Genomic DNA, 18561 nt, shown 5'->3' with positions numbered 1-18561 from the left:
TTTTTAGCCTGTTATCTTGTCGTTAAAGCTTAGTTGTCTCACCAAGGGTTTGGTTGGGTGTAAAAATAAATATACAGGTTAGAGTTATGCAGAAAAGTGAGTTGAGCAATATTAATATTATCGAAGAACAGGTTCTTATTACTCCGGAGGAACTAAAAACCAAGCTTCCTTTGAGTGAAAAAGCACGTCGCTTTATTCAAGAGTCTCGTCAAACTATCGCTAATATTATTCACAAGAAGGATCACCGCCTGCTTGTTGTATGCGGTCCATGTTCTATCCACGACGTAGAAGCGGCGAAGGATTACGCAAAGCGACTTAAAGCACTCTCTGAACAACTAAGTGACCAACTGTATATTGTTATGCGTGTTTACTTTGAGAAGCCGCGCACCACGGTCGGCTGGAAAGGCTTGATCAATGATCCACACCTAGACGGCAGTTTCGATATTGAACACGGTCTGCATGTTGGACGCGAACTTCTGGTGGAGTTGGCAGAGATGGAAATCCCGCTCGCGACTGAGGCTCTAGACCCAATTAGCCCACAATACTTGGCGGATACTTTTAGCTGGGCAGCCATCGGTGCTCGTACGACGGAGTCACAAACTCACCGTGAAATGGCAAGCGGCCTGTCTATGCCAATCGGTTTTAAGAATGGCACCGATGGCAGTTTGGCAACCGCAATTAACGCGATGCAAGCTGCGTCCTCTAGCCACCGTTTTATGGGAATTAACCGTGAGGGACAAGTCGCACTGTTGACCACCCAGGGCAATGCTAATGGACATGTGATCTTACGTGGCGGCAAGCAAACTAACTACGATTCGGTATCAGTCACTGAGTGTGAGCAAGAGATGGCGAAATCTGGTCTTGATGCTTCATTAATGGTGGATTGCAGTCACGCCAACTCACGTAAAGATTACCGTCGCCAGCCATTAGTCGCGGAGGATGTGATTCATCAAATCCGTGAAGGCAATAAATCTATTATCGGTCTTATGATTGAAAGCCATATCAATGAAGGAAATCAATCTTCTGACTTAGCTCTTGAAGAGATGAAATACGGTGTATCTATCACTGACGCATGTATCAATTGGGATTCAACTGAGGCACTATTACGTCATGCACATGAAGAGCTAGTGCCTTTCTTAGAAAATCGTCTAAAGGCTAATTAATACAGGATTTAAGGAACATCAATGGCAGTTGAACTTAACGCATTACGCGATCAGATTGATGCAGTCGACAAGCAAATGTTGGAGCTATTGGCTCAGCGTTTAGCGCTCGTAGAGAAAGTTGGGGAAGTAAAAAGCGAACATGGTTTGCCAATTTATGCTCCAGACCGCGAAGCGGCGATGTTAGCTTCTCGTCGTGCTGAAGCTGAAAAAATGGGAATTCCTCCACAGCTTATTGAAGATATTCTGCGTCGAACAATGCGTGAGTCTTATGCCAGCGAGAAAGATTCCGGTTTTAAGTGTTTGAACCCTGATTTACGCTCAGTTGTTATTATTGGTGGTAATGGTCAATTGGGTGGCCTGTTTGGGCGTATGTTCAAATTGTCGGGCTACCAGGTCAAAGTTCTCGGTAGTAAAGACTGGGATCATGCGGATGAGATTCTAGACAACGCGGGTTTAGTCGTGGTCACGGTGCCGATTCATCTAACGGAAGGGGTGATCGAAAAACTGGGGAACTTGCCGCAAGACTGCATTCTGTGTGACCTGACTTCTATCAAGTCGAAGCCTCTGCAAGCAATGTTGAATGTGCACCAAGGTCCTGTGGTTGGTTTGCACCCAATGTTTGGCCCAGATGTTCCGAGCCTTGCCAAGCAGGTTATTGTGTACTGTGATGGCCGTGGTCACGAGCATTACCAATGGCTATTGCAACAGTTTGGGATTTGGGGCGCAAGCTTGTGCCAAATCGATGCACAAGAGCACGATCATGGCATGACGTTGATTCAGGCGCTGCGCCACTTCACGTCGTTTGCTTACGGTATGCACCTTAGCAAAGAGAATCCGAACATCGATCAGTTGTTGAAGTTAAGCTCGCCAATCTACCGCCTTGAATTGGCGATGGTGGGACGACTGTTTGGTCAGGATCCGAACTTGTACGGTGATATCATTTTCTCTTCTCAAGAGAATATCGATATGATCAAGCGATTCCATCAGCGTTTAGGTGATGCGGTAGCGATTCTGGATAGCAGAGACAAAGCGCGATTCATCGAAAGCTTTAAGCAGGTGAGTGATTGGTTTGGTACTTATTCTCAACAATTTATGAATGAGAGCCAAAACTTACTCAAACAGGCGAATGATAATATTCATCGCGGCTAATCACGGGTCATTTAGCCGTGCAGAGTCCGAAACAAAAAGAGCAGCGTAAGCTGCTCTTTTTCGTGTTGATGGACAAATCAGTTCGTCGCAGTATTACTCGTATCTTCACTTGATACTGTGTTGATACTGGTATCGCGATAGGGTGAATTGGTTAAATTGACTTGTAGACGTACAACGTTATCAATCAATTGAACCAAAGGTCCCCATTTCACTTTTTTCTCTTTTTCAAAGACGTCATTGAAGTTTTCTGGCGTCCACTCCATTAAGTATTGAGGGTTGAGTGCTCGTCCGAGGAAGCGTACTTCATAGTGCAAGTGTGGCCCTGTGGAGTTGCCAGAGTTACCGCATTGAGCAATGATGTCGCCTTTACTAACAAACTGACCGCTTTTCACTTTGAAGCGTTGTAGATGAGCAAAGGAGCTCATAAAGCCAAATGAGTGACGAATGGTGACATAGTTACCATAACCACGATTGCTCGGGCGAACGGTTTCCACCACACCGTCAGCCGGTGCCAGGATCTCTTCTCCTCTTTTACAAGTCAGATCGATACCAGTATGAACATGCCTCTTACCTGAAATCGGATTAATACGACTGCCGTAAGAAGAAGAAATACGTTGGTATGTGACTGGGCTGTCATTTGGTATCAAACGGAACATCGTCGCTCGAACAGCAGAATCGATAGCGGCTGCGTCAATTCGCTCCTCTAACCCCATGCTGTTCTCATCGATCATCAACTCTTCGTCTGCGAGACCTAAAACCGATTCAACGTCGAATACCCGTTTGCCCAATAGCTGAATTTGATTGTTTTTGTCAGTCAAAGACTGGGAAAGTGAATGATTGGTATCAAGCTGCTCTTCGTAAAGAGCCGTCACTTCGGCCTTTTCACTTTCCAGTTTGGCGATGATTTGTGTTAGTTCGTCTTTATTGTGCATCTGCTGCTGATTAAGGTACCACGCGCCACCAACGACGGCGGGTAATGCCAATACTGAAGCAAATACTGCTAGGACCGAACTGCGGCCCAAATAGAACTGCTGATCGCCGTCTTTCGTCGGGATCTGCATGATGATTTTTTTAGACATAGTTATTGTTACTTAAATAGGCGTTCATTTATTTTTCTCCTAAAAACCTGAGAGGTGCTCTAACTCTCGATTCAGAAGGTCGTTATTGCCTACATTCAATTCTATAAATCGTTTTAGTTGGCTAATGCTTTCGATGTCTATCTTAGCGATCTTCAACCTAATCTCACACTTAGAGACATTCACAATTTGCGCTTTTAACGTAATCACTTGTTCGGATTGATCAAATGAAAAAGTCACATGGACTGGAAGGGTTGGATCCAAAGCCTCAGTCTCTTCCACTTTCATGAGTAAACCATGCTAGGAAAGATCTTGAATCCTAGCTTCAATTGCCAAGTCACGTTGTTCTATCTTAGCTGGAGCTTGATGGAGAATACGTGAAAAGCGTCGTCTCTCTGTCATATGAATATTCTCGTCAGGTCGTCAAACAGAATTGAATAGTATATCAATACGAACAAAAAATGTTCGATTGTTGTTTGAAAAGTGTCGAGATCGCTACAGAGTGACGTAAGTGCTATGTCATGTTCTTAACGAACGAGACGGGCTAATGAGCTCTTTTTATAACAAAGAAAACAAAGGCCGCTATGATAGCGGCCTTTGTACAAATTACAATCAAACTTTGTGGGTTGCGATTACTTCGCAATGCGCTTGTATTTGATACGGTGTGGTTCTGCGGCTTCAGGACCCAATGTTTTCTTCAACCAATCCATGTACTCTGTGTAGTTACCTTCGTAGAAGTTAACTTGGCCTTCGTCACGGTAGTCAATGATGTGGGTTGCGATACGGTCAAGGAACCAACGGTCGTGCGAGATAACCATTGCACAACCAGGGAACTCTAGTAATGCTTCTTCTAGAGCACGCAGTGTTTCAACGTCAAGGTCGTTGGTTGGTTCGTCGAGTAGCAACACGTTACCGCCCGCTTTAAGCAGCTTCGCAAGGTGGACACGGTTACGCTCACCACCCGATAGTTCACCAATAATCTTTTGTTGGTCACTGCCTTTAAAGTTAAAGCGTGAACAGTATGCGCGAGCTGGGATTTCGAAGTTGTTGATCTTAATGATATCAGCACCTTCAGAGATCTCTTGGAATACGGTTTTAGAATCGTCCATGCTGTCACGGAACTGATCGACCGATGCCAGTTTTACTGTATCGCCCATCTCAATTGTGCCCGAGTCTGGTTGTTCAGTACCACTTAACATCTTGAATAGCGTCGATTTACCTGCGCCGTTCGCACCGATGATACCAACAATCGCACCTTTAGGGATGCTGAATGACAGGTCATCAATCAGAACACGACCGTCAAATGACTTGGTCAGGTTCTTCACTTCAATAACCTTATCACCTAGACGCTCACCTGGTGGGATAAACAGTTCATTGGTTTCATTACGTTTTTGGTGATCAGAGCTTTGCAGTTCTTCAAAGCGAGCCATACGTGCTTTTGACTTCGCTTGACGACCTTTAGGGTTTTTACGTACCCACTCAAGCTCTTTCTCGATAGTCTTTTGGCGAGCACTCTCTTGGGAGGCTTCTTGTTGTAGACGAGCGTCTTTTTGCTCCAGCCATGAGGTGTAGTTGCCTTCCCATGGGATACCTTCACCACGGTCCAGTTCTAAGATCCAGCCCGCAGCGTTATCTAGGAAGTAACGGTCGTGGGTGATGGCCACTACGGTACCTGTGTAATCCACTAAGAAGCGCTCTAGCCAAGCAACTGATTCTGCATCTAGGTGGTTGGTAGGTTCATCAAGCAATAGCATGTCTGGCTTAGAAAGTAGCAAGCGACAAATAGCCACACGGCGGCGTTCACCACCTGATAGGTGCGCAATTTTTTGGTCCCATTCAGGTAAACGTAGTGCGTTTGCTGCACGCTCAAGCGCATTTTCTAGGTTATGACCATCTTTCGCTTGGATAAGGGCTTCTAGCTCGCCTTGCTCTTTTGCAAGTGCGTCGAAGTCTGCATCTGGTTCAGCGTATGCTGCGTAGACTGCGTCCAAACGTTTCAGAGCGTCAGCAACGTCAGCAACCGCTTCTTCAACAACTTCACGAACGGTTTTTGATTCGTCTAATACTGGTTCCTGAGGTAGGTAACCTACGTTTAGACCAGGTTGTGGACGCGCTTCACCGTCGATATCCGTGTCGATACCTGCCATGATACGTAGCAGTGTGGATTTACCTGCACCGTTCAGACCTAAAACACCGATTTTCGCACCAGGGAAGAAGCTCAGAGAGATGTCTTTAAGAATTTGACGCTTAGGTGGCACAATTTTGCTCACCCGCGACATGGTATATACGTATTCAGCCATTGCCGATCGTTCCTAAATTAACTGTCATTCAAACCCATCATTTTATACCAACTGCTTTGTTTTTGTTACCGCATTGCAAGAATTTCCCTAACGAATGGATTTCTTATTTTGAGCTGACCGGAAACTTACACGGTTAGGGTATACACTTTTGTTATTCGTTAAGAATGACGAAGTGTTTTCTATGCGAGTTAGAAACGCTTTGTCTCCATCGTCTTAAAAGTTTGACGAGTACAATTTTTAATACACTAAGTTGCTTTACATGGACATCTGCATTCTGTGTAAATAGATGCATGTGTGAAAATTGCCTTAACATCACATGAACTCTAACAAAACTAGGCTTTAGGGCAGTATATGTCTGGGGAAAATGACACAAATGAGATTCAACGTATCTGAATTGGCTAAAAACGTATGCTGCGCCGCCGCGTTGTGTGCTATGAGTTTGAGTGCTAATGCCGCGCTGAGTTTGGAAAAGCAGCGCGAAGTATATGAGCAAGCTCAAGATTTATTAGATAAAAATGACATCGATGGATACCTTTCGATTCGTCCTAAAATTTCTGACTATCCACTAACGCCTTATGTGGATTACCGCACTTTTATTAGACAGTTACCGGAAAAGTCACCACAACAGGTAAACGAGTTTATTTCTGAGCACGAGTCTTTTCCATTTTCTCGTCGAGTTCGCGCTCCATACCTCAATCATCTTTATAAGCAAAAAGATTGGAAAACTATTACTGAGTTTCAAAAAGTCATTCCTAGTGGTGAGCGTTACCAATGTATTTTCTACGTCGCCCAGTTAAAGCAAGGCAAGAAAGTCGCGGCATTTAAAGGGGCTGAACATATGTGGTTACGTGGCATCAGCATTGCTGATGAGTGTGACCCATTATTTGCGGCATGGGACAAGGCGGGTGAGCGTACCGATGAACTGATTCTACAGCGTATGTTACTGGCGTTTGATGCTCGTAATGGCGGTTTGATGAGTTACTTGCTCAAACTGCCTAAATCAGCGCAGGCAAAGCAACAAGCCAAAGAAATGAAAGCGTTGTTTGATAATCCTTCAAGTGTTGCGGAATTCGCGAAGAAAAAACCTGCGAATGATTTTAATCGAGCGCAAAGTGAATATGCGTTAGAAAAGTTGGCTCGTATGAACACTAGCCAAGCACAAGGTGCGTACGATGCCGTCATTAAAGGACAGAAGTTTTCTCCAGAAAAAGCGCAAGAACTTGCCGACTATATTGCATTTCGATTGACTCGTACGGAGTCTGAGTCATTAGCTAAATGGCGCGATGATAAAACGAAAACCAGTCAGTACTTACCGTTGATTGAAACGCGCATCCGCTTAGCGATTCAAAATGCAGATTGGAAAGGCGTACAAGAGTGGATTGCTGTTCTAAATAAAGAAGAACAAGCCACGCTACGCTGGCAATATTGGCTTGGAAGAAGTGAAATAGCGTTAGGTGATGACATCGCGGGGAAACAGCGTTTAGCAACTCTGCTTGGGCAACGAAACTTCTACAGTGTGGCTGCCGCCAATGCAATCGGACAATCAATCAAATACCCAACGCATACGGTTAAGTTGGATAAGAAAGTTGTTCAACCCTATCAAGACTCGTTAGCTCGTATCGAAGAGTTGATCGCGACGGATAAAATCGCAGCAGCGAAGAGTGAATGGGCACACTTACTGCGCCGCGTAGGAAAAGATGAAAAGGCGATGTTGGCGGCTTATGCATCATTTAAACGTTGGCATCACCTAACGGTGACCGCGAGTATTCAAGCGCAGATGTGGGATAATATCGAACTTAGGTTCCCAATAGCACACCGCTGGTGGTTTAACTTTTATGCGAAAAAGCACAACATTGATCCCGTCACGATGATGTCTCTCGCTCGACAGGAAAGTGCGTTAGATGTTGAAGCCCGCTCTCCAGTTGGCGCTCGTGGTCTTATGCAGATCATGCCTGCGACGGCGAAGTACACGGCACGTAAATATAAGTTGAGTTATCAAGGTACGCAGGATCTCTACAATGTAGGAAAAAATATCGAAATTGGTAGCCATTATTTGCAAGGTTTATTAGAGGATTACGATAATAATCGTATTTTTGCTCTTGCTGCTTATAATGCAGGTCCTAACAGAGTAAAAACGTGGCGAGAGCGTACCCAAGGAAAAGTGGATGCTTATGCCTTTATTGAGGCAATTCCATTTAAAGAGACGCGCGGTTATGTACAAAACATCTTGATGTTTGAAACATACTATCGTGATCTTTTGGGTATCGATGGCGCGTTCTTGAATCAACATGAGATCAATACCAAGTATTGAGTGAGGTAACTTGATGTCGCACGAACCCGAGTACAAAGACTGGCAACAGATTATTGAGCTAATTCGAACAAGTATGGGCACCCAGCAAGATGACATGCTGTTAACTATGCTGATGTCACGTGATGAGAGAGAGTCATTAATATCACGCGTTAATATAATTAACGAACTTCTTAAAGGAGAATTATCTCAACGTCAGATCAGTCAGATGCTTGGTGTGGGCATTGCCACCATTACTCGTGGCTCTAACGAACTAAAGTCGAAATCTGATGAAGAAAAAGACAAGTTGAAAGTCTTGTTAGAACAAGTTGCGGTATCTAAGTAGACAGTATATCCAATTTGCTTTTAGGCCTTGGTGTTACAAGTGACTAAGATAACGTATTACAAAGGGCGGAAATATCCGCCCTTTTGCGTATCTAGAGACTAGGCTGAGTGTTATAAATTTGAAGGAAAATGCTCAGGGTTTGTGAATGGAATTAAAGCCAGAATCAAGGCTTGGTGATAGACCGAGCTTCGAGTTAGCTGGTTTTGGGTTAGCAGGCTAATAGCGCCACCTTTCTGTTTGATATTATCAGTACCAAACACTTCGTCCATTACATCTCCCAATTCATTCGCATCCTTGAGTTTTTCCAAGACTTTTGGCGGCAACATTAAGCTTGCAGAACGAGATTCACCGCGGTGAGTCTCTGACTCAACCACCATCCAAGCAAACGTCACGTTTGCTTCAATTCCCGCTTCGAGACCGACATAGTAATCCGCGTTTGGCATCTCTACTTTTGCGTTTTTAACGCGGTTTAGCGCACCACGATGAGTTTCTTCATTCGTCATGGGCTGATCTGCGACCTCACTCGGTACACTGATGCCAACGAAGTTGAACTCTTGATGCGGAAATGCATTACGAAATGCACTTTGAACTGCATTAATTTTGGCTGGGTTTAGCGATGCGATTACGACTTTTTGGGTTGCCATGATCTTTTTACTCACTGGTGTCTATTAACTCAATTTTACTTGCGTAGGCTTTACGTTCTCACTCGGGTAACAGCCTAATACTTTCAAGTGCTTAGTGATTTTTGTCAGCTCTTCAAGTGCCTGTTGCATTTCTGTCGAAGCAAGATGTGATGTCAAGTCTACGTAGAACATCTCTTCCCACGGGTTCCCCATAATTGGGCGTGATTCTAGCTTGGTCATATTGATGCCGTAACGTTGCAGCACTAATAGTGTTTCAACCAATGAGCCTGCCTCTTGGGAGGTCGACATGATCAATGTGGTTTTTGCTGGAATTTGAGTAGAAACTTCAACCGGTTTACGAGCAACCACGATAAAGCGAGTATGGTTTTCGGTTTGGTTTGCGATGTTGCCTTGAATTGCTTGCAAGCCATATAGCTTACCGCTTGATGCATTACCAATTGCAGCTACATCATCACGATCCATCTCTTGGACTTTCTGCATTGCATCTGCTGTGCTCGCGCAGGACTCCAGCTTTACTCCTTTCATACGGCTTAAAAACTCACTGCACTGTTGGTGTGGCTGAGGGTGAGAATACAGCGTTTTAATATCTTCCAGACGAATGTCTTTTTTCGCAACCAAGCAGTGTTCGATTGGTTGAGTTAGCTCTCCAACGATGTAAAGCGTCGTGTGTTGTAGTAAGTCATACACTTCATTAATAGAGCCTGAGCTGGTGTTTTCGATTGGCAGAACGCCATAATCAGCATGGCCAGATTCAACCGTTTGAGTCACTTCTTTAAAGTGCTCGCAGTTGAGCTCGATAAGCTCCGTATTTTTACGACTGAAGTATTCGCGACTTGCCAAGTGCGAATAAGAGCCTTTGGCTCCTAAAAATGCGACGCGAGCAAGTGGCTTACGGCTTTGCTGTGGGTTAACGAGATTTTGCAGATAACTTTGTTGAAGCAGAACTGAGTCTTCAATGATGGTATGGAAAAGTTTGGTGATGTACTGCGCGTCAAGTTCGTATTTATCTTGGCCATTAGAAATCAGCTTGACCAATAATTGCTGTTCACGGACGGCGTCGCGAACAGGCTTTGAGGTTTGTACTTTGCTTTTGGCTACTTCAATGCTGAGTTTACGGCGCTCAGACAACAAGCTGAGAAGTTGGTCATCCAACTCATTCAAGCGTAAACGAATTTCTTCGAGGGAAATAGGTTGGTCAGTCATCAATTCTTTCCTTATAAAAAAGCCTCCCGATTTGGGAGGCTTTCTGTTTGTTTTTGACTTTTCTTTCACAAACGAGTTCGCCCCTCCAACTATGGGAGGAAAAAGAAGTCAAAAATAAACAGTGAGGTTAAATGCATAAATAGTGCTTAATTTATGAGTGTTTAAACACAATAAGCAAGGCTAGGGAGAGCGTCAAGCAAAAAAATAGCGCCTTTCGGCGCTATTTCCTCAATATGTTCAGTTTACTCTTCTTCTTCCACTAGCTCAGGCTTACTTGCACGTCGAGCTTCAGGTTTGTGGGTCAGCTTGTTCAATTGTCGTTCTAGTTTTTGCTCCACTTCGTTGATAGCTGCGTAAAGATCTTCGTGAGTTGCTGAGGCAATGAGCTGGCCTTTAGGAACTTTGATAACCGCTTCGAATTTCTTCTGTTTGTTTGGTTCCTCACTGAAAGTTGCTTGGCAACCAATTAGGTCTACTTGCCATTTCTCCAGTTTTTTAAATTTGCTCTCAATATGAGCTCGGATTGCAGAGGTGATTTCGATGTTTTTGCCAGTGATATTCATTGTCATAAGTGTTTTTCCTCTGTTGCATCCCTCATGGGTTGAGTTCAGATTACCGCTTTAAGCATAAAAAAATGTGATTCAGATCATTATTTTGCTTGGGTTTTTTATGATGAAAAATGAATGTGATCTCACTCAAGAACTTCTGAGATTTATCGTGAAATTGCTTGTTATCGGTTAGTAAATCCGTAGATTGGATAGAGTACTCAGCTGAAAACGGCCTCGTTTTTAGGGAAGTTTTACGGCCTAATATTTGAGGTGGTTAAAATTTAACTACACGTAAGGTGTGATGACGATCATTGAGTCTTTCCAATGAATCCATTTAAAAAGCCGCTTACTGTACAAGCGGCTTTTTACTGTCTGGCATTTGGCTGACTTTTCGTAGCGGTATCATGAAAATGGGGTCTTTTGGGGCTAGTGAAACCCTTTCTAGACTTTTGACTTGGTCCAAACTTTCTAGTTGTTTGTATATTATGTAGTAGCGATTAATGCTTATGACGTACCCAACCGTTGAGCTTAAACTTTTCCGCATAACGACTTCCACGTTATTAAACCAAACATTAGGATCGTAACCTTGTTGGGCTGCACGCTTACGAATACGCTCTACATTACCGGGGCCCGCATTGTAAGCCGCCAATGTAAAGTAGAGTTTATTTTGTGCAGTGATATCAGGATCACTGAAGTACTGCTTACGCAAAAAAGCTAAGTATTTCACTCCAGCATGAATGTTGTTTTCTAATTGTCGAACATTTTTGATATTGATATTCGGATCTTGAGCGGTGCTGGGTAGGACTTGCATTATGCCAACGGCACCTCGGCTTCCAACTAGGTCGTTATTAAATCCTGATTCCTTGTAAGCGATTGCAGCGATCAGTAAATAGTCGATATCGTATTTCTCACCATAGCGTGAAAATAGCGCCGCGAGTTTTTCTAGTTGAGCAATTTTCTTAGGGTTAAGAGCTCTGTTCAACCATCCCGTGTTATCGATGTATTTACCGTAAATAACGTTACCGAGTAGTGTCCCAGAGCGAGACTTCTGGATGAACTTATTCACGACGGCTTTTAATTTGGGACTATTTTCTCGCATTGCCCAAGCAATTTTGCCATTTTTGCGGATAGGGATTTTTTTATGCACCCGAATATCATCCATCACTTTCAGCCAAAGCTTGGCTTTATGGCTATCGAGAACAATGGCTCTGACGTAACCATTGTTGAGCATTCCGACCAGCTCATAATCTTGAAGTGTTTCTTCAATAAAGTGCACGATAACAGGCGGTAAGCCTTTTTTGTTTAGTTTCTTATTTAGTGTCTGAATGCTTTCAAAGTAGCTAGAGCTGGCGCGCACCCAAATCTCTTTGCCGCTCAGTTGTTCGATTTTCGTCATCGTTGGTGTGCTTTTGTTTGTCACTACCCACTCTTGAATGTCAGTGAGAATGGGTGAACTGAACTCCACTTTCTGTTTGCGCGTGTCGGTAATAGTCAGGTTGGCGACAACTAAGTCTCCTGAACCGTTTTCTAAGGCTGGCAGTAGCAGGTCGCGGGCAACAGGAATAATTTGTACGTCAAGCTTTGGTTTGAGTTTACGAAGGTCTTTTTCGAAATGCGCTAGCAATTCCGCGCCTATGCCTTTTGGTGTGCCGCCCTCAATGTAGTAAAAGCCTAAATCAGCAGAAACTAAGACGCGCAGTACATTCTTCTCCTTGATGACATCGAGGTCCCCGGTATAAGGAGGCTGTTTGAGCGGCGAGATTTGCAGTGCGCAAACGGAAGCAGACAATAGGAGCAGCATAACTGCGCAAAGCTTAGATATCGTCACGTTCACATCCTTTTTATAAAGGGGGGAGGAGAACTTTAAGCATATGTGGAGCTAGGAAGATCATCAAGAAAGGGCTGAATACACTATTGAGAGTAATAAAAAACCGCCACGGTAAAAACGGTGGCGGTTCAGTTTAAAGCAAGTTCAATTACTTCACAGGGTTGAGCTCGATAAGCTTTTCAGTTCTTGCTACGGCGTCTTCCAAACCAAGTTGCTTGTAGGCCTCTAACTGGATAGTCAGTGACTTACGTGCAGCTTCTGTGTCTGGATACGCTTTTTGTAGCTCTTGGCTACGATTAATAGCAGCGACCCAAGCTTCACGGCGAAGGTAGAAGTCAGCAGTCGCTAAATCATAGTTCGCTAGACGGTTTTTCAGCGCGACCATACGTTTTTGTGAATCTTCTGCATATGGGCTATTCGGGTAGCGTTGAAGCAGTTTTTTGAAGTCATCAAACGCTTTTTTTACCGGTTCAGGATCGCGATCGCTTCGATCTACGCTGAATAAATCATGCATAAAGTTACGATCTTGCGCCATGTGGCTTAGACCTCGCATGTACAGCACCCAATCCATCTTTTCATGGGTTGGGTTTAAACGCATAAAGCGAGAAATGGTTGCCAAGCCCAAAGCAAGGTCGTCGTTTTTGTAGTACGCATAGATTAGGTCAAGCTGCACCTGTTCTGAGTAGGCACCGAATGGGTAACGTGAGTCTAATGCTTCCAGTTTCTCAATTGCAGAAAGCCAATTACCACTTTGAAGAGAAATCTGTGCGTCTGCATACAGTTCCGAAGGCGGCACATCAGGAACGATTTCTTCTTTGCTTGCACATCCAAACAGAAGGGATACCGCTAAAAGGCCTGTTAAAGTCTGACGTTTCATATCAGGAGTCTGTTCCTTGAATCTAAATATTTCTTAAGCTGCCGTTACTTTCTTTCCAGTAACAGATACAATGACGTAATAGTCTATTTTTTCACAGTCGTGAGCATTAGTCTCACAGTTTTTAAAAAAGTTCGATATGGCTCAGCAGATTGTATTAACAAATACCGTAAAAGATAGCCAGTTAGGTCAACGTTTAGACCAAGCTATCGCCGAATTATTCGCGGACTTCTCTCGCTCGCGCCTAAAAGAGTGGCTGCTTGATGGGAAAGTTCAAGTTGATGGTGAAGTTGTCACTAAACCTCGTACCAAAGTAATGGGTGGCGAGGAAATTACATTGCAAGCCGAGTTAGAAGATGAAGAACGCTGGGAAGCGCAAGATATCCCGCTAGATATCGTCTATGAAGATGAAGATATTATCGTTATCAACAAACCTCGTGACTTTGTGGTTCATCCGGGCGCTGGTACGCCTGATGGCACTGTGCTTAATGCGTTGTTGCATCATTACCCTGATATTGCAGAAGTACCTCGTGCAGGTATCGTGCACCGTTTGGATAAAGACACAACGGGTTTGATGGTGGTGGCGAAAACCGTTCCTGCACAAACTCGTCTGGTTCGCGCACTGCAAAAACGTAATATTACTCGTGAGTACGAAGCGATCGCTATTGGTCGTATGACTGCGGGCGGTAAAGTGGATCAACCGATTGGTCGTCACTCTACTAAGCGCACGCTTATGGCGGTAGCACCAATGGGCAAACCAGCAGTAACGCACTACCGTGTTGCTGAACGCTTCCGCGAACACACGCGTATTCGCTTGCGTCTAGAAACGGGTCGTACGCACCAGATTCGTGTGCACATGTCTTACCTTCAGCATCCGTTGCTCGGTGATATTGCATATGGTGGACGTGCTCGCATCCCGACAGGTGCGTCTGAAGAGCTAACGGCAATGATCCGGGGTTTCGATCGCCAAGCATTGCACGCAGTAATGCTGCGCTTTGAGCACCCAATTACGGGCGAAGTTCTTGAGTTTCATGCTCCAGTGCCTGATGACATGGTTGTGATGACTGAAGCGCTTCGTCAAGATACAGAAGAGCACGGCTTACCGGAAGAATTCTAATATGAAGACGATCATTCCGAATTGGCCAGCGCCTAAAAATGTCAAAGCTTTCGCCTCAACACGCATAGGCGGATTTTCGACAGGCCCTTACCAAGGGCTAAATTTAGGTACTCACGTTGGGGATGATTTGTCTTTAGTAGAGAAGAACCGAGCTTGGTTGGCGCAACAGGCAAGCATGCCAAATGCGCCAATCTGGTTAAACCAAACGCATTCAACCGTTGTGGCTCAAGTAAATGAACCAACAACACAGGTGCTTGATGCGGATGGTGTATTTACTTCTTCAAGCCATGTTGTTTGTTCAGCGATGACCGCCGACTGTTTACCTGTATTATTGACTAATACACAAGGTACGCAAGTAGCCGCTGTTCACGCAGGTTGGCGTGGCTTAGCAAATGGCATTGTCGAAAATGCGTTAGCGTTGTTTTCTGGTGAAGTGATAGCGTGGCTTGGCCCCGCCATTGGCCCTCAAGCCTTCGAAGTGGGTGAAGATGTTCTGCAAGCTTTTGTTGATTTTGATTCACAGGCGAATCAAGCATTTGCTCCACGCGATACCGACGGTAAATGGTTTGCTGACATGTCGGTGCTGGCAACGCAACGTTTAAACCGAGCTGGTGTGACACAAGTGTTTGATTCTGGACTTTGTACTTACCAAGATAAAGCCTCTTTTTACTCTTATCGCCGTGATGGTAAGACTGGTCGACAAGCAACCTTTATTTGGATCGAAGACTAGCTATAAGCACCAAAGCGCTAAGATGCATACTACTATTTTTGCAAAGCTATCTTTATTCATTCACTCCCTTGAAATTCCTCCTCTGAGTATCCATCTTTCTAACTGTCAAAAGAATTTCCTTTAGTTGAGGTTAGGAAGGTAGATATGCGTCTTGATCGATTCACAAGTAAGTTTCAAATCGCTATCTCTGATGCTCAATCACTAGCGTTAGGGCGCGATCATCAATATATCGAGCCAGTTCACCTCATGGTGGCTTTGCTTGATCAAAATGGCAGTCCAATTCGTCCATTGCTTACTATGCTGGATGTGGACGTAACGCATTTACGCTCTAAATTGAGTGAAATGTTAGATCGATTACCAAAAGTCAGTGGCATCGGTGGGGATGTTCAGCTCTCTAGCTCGATGGGCACATTGTTTAACCTGTGTGACAAAGTGGCGCAAAAGCGTCAAGACTCCTATATCTCGTCTGAAGTCTTCCTGCTTGCCGCTTTAGAAGATCGCGGACCATTGGGGCAATTGCTCAAAGAGATCGGCTTAACAGAGCAAAAAGTCAGCCAGGCAATCGAAAAGATCAGAGGTGGTCAAAAGGTCAATGATCCGAATGCAGAAGAGCTTCGTCAAGCATTGGAAAAGTTCACCATAGACCTTACCGAACGTGCAGAGCAAGGTAAATTGGATCCGGTTATCGGCCGTGATGATGAAATCCGTCGTACTATCCAGGTATTGCAGCGTCGTACTAAAAACAACCCTGTGATTATCGGTGAACCAGGCGTAGGTAAGACAGCAATTGTTGAAGGCTTAGCGCAGCGCATAGTTAACAATGAAGTACCTGAAGGTCTGCGTGGTCGCCGTGTGCTATCACTGGATATGGGCGCACTGGTTGCTGGCGCGAAATACCGTGGGGAATTTGAAGAGCGTTTAAAATCAGTATTGAATGAACTTGCTAAAGAAGAAGGCAACGTCATCCTCTTCATTGATGAACTACACACTATGGTCGGTGCTGGTAAAGGTGAAGGCTCAATGGATGCGGGCAACATGCTAAAACCGGCATTAGCTCGTGGTGAGCTGCACTGTGTTGGCGCAACAACATTGGATGAATATCGTCAGTACATCGAAAAAGATGCAGCATTAGAACGTCGTTTCCAAAAAGTGCTGGTGGATGAGCCGACCGTTGAGGATACCGTGGCGATTTTACGTGGCTTGAAGGAACGTTATGAGCTTCATCATCACGTCGAAATTACCGACCCAGCGATTGTTGCTGCGGCGAGTTTGTCACATCGCTATGTCTCCGACCGTCAGTTGCCGGATAAAGCGATCGACTTAATCGACGAAGCGGCTTCAAGCATTCGTTTACAAATTGACTCTAAGCCGGAGTCCTTGGATAAGCTTGAGCGTAAAATCATCCAACTCAAAATTGAGCAGCAAGCACTAAGTAACGAGCACGATGAAGCGAGTGAAAAGCGTTTGAAAGCGCTTAATGAAGAACTCAATGAAAAAGAACGTGAGTACGCTGAACTAGAAGAGGTTTGGAATACAGAAAAAGCAGCTCTTTCTGGTACTCAACATATTAAGTCTGAGCTTGAACAAGCTCGTATGGACATGGAGTTTGCTCGCCGAGCTGGCGATCTAAACCGTATGTCGGAGCTTCAATATGGTCGTATTCCTGAACTTGAGAAGCAGTTAGATCTTGCAACCCAAGCTGAAATGCAGGAAATGACGCTATTGCGTAATAAAGTAACCGACAACGAGATTGCAGAAGTACTTTCTAAGCAAACCGGCATTCCGGTATCCAAGATGCTAGAAGCGGAAAAAGAGAAACTACTTCGTATGGAAGACGTGCTGCATAATCGTGTGGTAGGGCAAAGCGAAGCGGTCTCTGTTGTATCGAATGCCATTCGTCGTAGTCGAGCTGGGCTTTCTGATCCAAACCGACCAATTGGCTCCTTCTTATTCTTAGGTCCAACTGGTGTGGGTAAAACAGAGCTTTGTAAGACACTTGCGAGCTTTATGTTCGACAGTGAAGATGCGATGGTACGTATCGATATGTCTGAGTTCATGGAGAAACACTCAGTGGCAAGATTGGTGGGTGCGCCTCCAGGCTATGTCGGATATGAAGAGGGTGGTTACTTAACGGAAGCGGTTCGTCGCAAGCCGTATTCGGTAATTTTGTTAGACGAAGTAGAGAAAGCGCATCCGGATGTATTTAACATTCTGCTGCAAGTTCTCGATGATGGGCGTTTAACGGATGGTCAAGGTCGTACTGTTGACTTCCGTAATACGGTTGTGATCATGACATCTAACTTGGGTTCATCTCGTATCCAAGAGAATTTCGCAACATTAGACTATCAAGGTATCAAGAGTGAAGTGATGGATGTGGTTAGCAAACACTTCCGCCCAGAGTTCTTGAACCGTGTTGACGAAATCGTGGTGTTCCATCCACTTGGTCAAGAGCACATTAAGTCCATTGCTTCTATTCAATTGGAACGTTTGGCGAAACGACTAGAGGAGAAAGGCTATCAACTAGAAGTTTCCGACAAAGCACTCGACTTGATCGCTCAAGTTGGTTTCGATCCTGTGTATGGTGCGCGTCCTTTAAAACGTGCAATTCAGCAGAATGTCGAGAACCCGTTAGCCAAATCAATTCTTTCTGGTGAAATCGTTCCAGACAAGACAGTGCAGCTAATTGTTACTAATGACCAAATTTGTGCTCATCAATAATTGTATGGATACAGTAAAATTGAGATAAAAATCACACTAAAGGGGCCGTTTGGCCCCTTTTCTATAGTTTTTTAGAGTCTTTTGTCTGTTTTCTATACGAATAAACTAAAAAGGTGAGTTTTTTTAAAAAATGCACTTGTGTTCTTTAATGAACTCCCTATAATGCGCCTCCGTTGTCACGGGAAAGCAAGTGAAGCGGAACCTAAACAACTACGGTTAGTGAGTTAAAATTAACTCGCAGATAAATAACTTAAAAAAGTGTTTGACACGATAAGTTATCTAGCTAAAATAGCCGTCCACTTTGAAGAGAACTTCGAAGTGTGCTCTTTAAAAATATAGACCTATCAATCTGTGTGGGCACTCGTTGATGATAATCCAATTAGATACCTCGGTATCAAATTAGGTTTCAATGAAACGAAGTGACCATTGAATCTTCGGATTCAGCACAGTCAATTCAAACATTACTTTATGTAATGTTCAGTATTCATTGAGCCGAACAAAATCTTAAATTGAAGAGTTTGATCATGGCTCAGATTGAACGCTGGCGGCAGGCCTAACACATGCAAGTCGAGCGGAAA

At 44.3% G+C, this 18561-nt stretch carries 14 protein-coding genes, 1 rRNA gene, 1 pseudogene and 1 other annotated feature; of the genes and pseudogenes, 8 read left to right on the top strand and 8 right to left on the bottom strand.

Translation table 11 applies throughout. The annotated features are described in order from the left end of the window. Nucleotides 1-86 precede the first annotated feature (86 nt). A complete protein-coding gene (locus R8O70_RS02715) occupies nt 87-1163 on the top strand; it encodes a 3-deoxy-7-phosphoheptulonate synthase (RefSeq protein ID WP_005381904.1) in 1077 nt (358 codons plus the stop codon). Between the two features lie 21 nt (nt 1164-1184). Beyond that, nucleotides 1185-2312: a bifunctional chorismate mutase/prephenate dehydrogenase gene (tyrA, locus tag R8O70_RS02710; protein WP_005381901.1), complete on the top strand. Its 1128-nt coding sequence runs from the start codon at nt 1185-1187 to the stop codon at nt 2310-2312. Nucleotides 2313-2389: 77 nt separating this feature from the next. Here tyrA and R8O70_RS02705 read toward each other — a convergent pair whose 3' ends face one another. The 3 genes and pseudogenes from R8O70_RS02705 to ettA all read right to left on the bottom strand — a co-directional run bounded on the left by R8O70_RS02705 (nt 2390) and on the right by ettA (nt 5688). Then, a complete protein-coding gene (locus tag R8O70_RS02705) occupies nt 2390-3391 on the bottom strand; it encodes a M23 family metallopeptidase (RefSeq protein ID WP_005381900.1) in 1002 nt (333 codons plus the stop codon). 28 nt (nt 3392-3419) lie between these two features. Beyond that, nucleotides 3420-3676, bottom strand: a pseudogene (locus R8O70_RS02700) (PilZ domain-containing protein). 344 nt (nt 3677-4020) lie between these two features. Further along, nucleotides 4021-5688, bottom strand: coding sequence for an energy-dependent translational throttle protein EttA (gene ettA / locus R8O70_RS02695; protein ID WP_005381894.1), 1668 nt, complete (start codon nt 5686-5688; stop codon nt 4021-4023). Nucleotides 5689-6052: 364 nt separating this feature from the next. Between ettA and sltY the strand changes: the two genes are divergently transcribed. Both sltY and trpR read left to right on the top strand, forming a co-directional pair. Continuing rightward, nucleotides 6053-7999 carry a murein transglycosylase gene (sltY, locus tag R8O70_RS02690; RefSeq protein ID WP_042521869.1) on the top strand — a complete coding sequence of 649 codons (1947 nt, stop codon included), beginning with the start codon at nt 6053-6055 and terminating at the stop codon, nt 7997-7999. A gap of 13 nt (nt 8000-8012) precedes the next feature. Next, the gene (gene trpR / locus R8O70_RS02685; RefSeq protein ID WP_005381892.1) at nt 8013-8321 is read left to right on the top strand and encodes a trp operon repressor; all 309 of its coding nucleotides are present in this window, start codon (nt 8013-8015) and stop codon (nt 8319-8321) included. 110 nt (nt 8322-8431) lie between these two features. On the opposite strand, the gene yjjX is transcribed toward trpR, so the two are convergent. The 5 genes from yjjX to bamD all read right to left on the bottom strand — a co-directional run bounded on the left by yjjX (nt 8432) and on the right by bamD (nt 13421). Beyond that, nucleotides 8432-8965 (bottom strand): inosine/xanthosine triphosphatase, encoded by a 534-nt coding sequence (gene yjjX / locus R8O70_RS02680; RefSeq protein ID WP_005381891.1) that lies wholly within the window; start codon nt 8963-8965, stop codon nt 8432-8434. Between the two features lie 24 nt (nt 8966-8989). Next, on the bottom strand, nt 8990-10168 hold the full coding sequence (gene pheA / locus R8O70_RS02675) for a prephenate dehydratase (RefSeq protein WP_017636154.1): 1179 nt from the start codon (nt 10166-10168) through the stop codon (nt 8990-8992). A 12-nt stretch (nt 10169-10180) separates the two neighbouring features. Further along, nucleotides 10181-10302, bottom strand: a sequence feature (Phe leader region). Between the two features lie 108 nt (nt 10303-10410). Continuing rightward, a complete protein-coding gene (gene hpf / locus R8O70_RS02670; RefSeq protein ID WP_005381889.1) occupies nt 10411-10737 on the bottom strand; it encodes a ribosome hibernation-promoting factor, HPF/YfiA family in 327 nt (108 codons plus the stop codon). Between the two features lie 325 nt (nt 10738-11062). Further along, nucleotides 11063-12544 (bottom strand): lytic transglycosylase F, encoded by a 1482-nt coding sequence (locus tag R8O70_RS02665; protein ID WP_309475461.1) that lies wholly within the window; start codon nt 12542-12544, stop codon nt 11063-11065. A gap of 148 nt (nt 12545-12692) precedes the next feature. Next, on the bottom strand, nt 12693-13421 hold the full coding sequence (gene bamD / locus R8O70_RS02660) for an outer membrane protein assembly factor BamD (RefSeq protein WP_005381876.1): 729 nt from the start codon (nt 13419-13421) through the stop codon (nt 12693-12695). Between the two features lie 136 nt (nt 13422-13557). Between bamD and rluD the strand changes: the two genes are divergently transcribed. From rluD to R8O70_RS02640, 4 genes are all read left to right on the top strand, one after another. Further along, nucleotides 13558-14535, top strand: a complete 978-nt coding sequence (gene rluD / locus R8O70_RS02655) for a 23S rRNA pseudouridine(1911/1915/1917) synthase RluD (protein ID WP_005381875.1) — start codon at nt 13558-13560, stop codon at nt 14533-14535. 1 nt (nt 14536) lies between these two features. Next, complete coding sequence (pgeF, locus tag R8O70_RS02650; RefSeq protein WP_047103899.1) at nt 14537-15265, top strand: peptidoglycan editing factor PgeF; 729 nt, start codon at nt 14537-14539, stop codon at nt 15263-15265. 144 nt (nt 15266-15409) lie between these two features. Next, complete coding sequence (gene clpB / locus R8O70_RS02645) at nt 15410-17983, top strand: ATP-dependent chaperone ClpB (RefSeq protein ID WP_005381873.1); 2574 nt, start codon at nt 15410-15412, stop codon at nt 17981-17983. A gap of 506 nt (nt 17984-18489) precedes the next feature. Next, nucleotides 18490-18561, top strand: a 16S ribosomal RNA gene (locus tag R8O70_RS02640); the annotation flags it as partial.

It is taken from the genome of Vibrio sp. 779(2023), assembly GCF_033344285.1.
GTDB lineage: Bacteria > Pseudomonadota > Gammaproteobacteria > Enterobacterales > Vibrionaceae > Vibrio > Vibrio alginolyticus.
The sequence above is the reverse complement of the archived record's forward strand: the minus strand, read 5'-3'. Positions and strand labels throughout refer to the sequence as shown.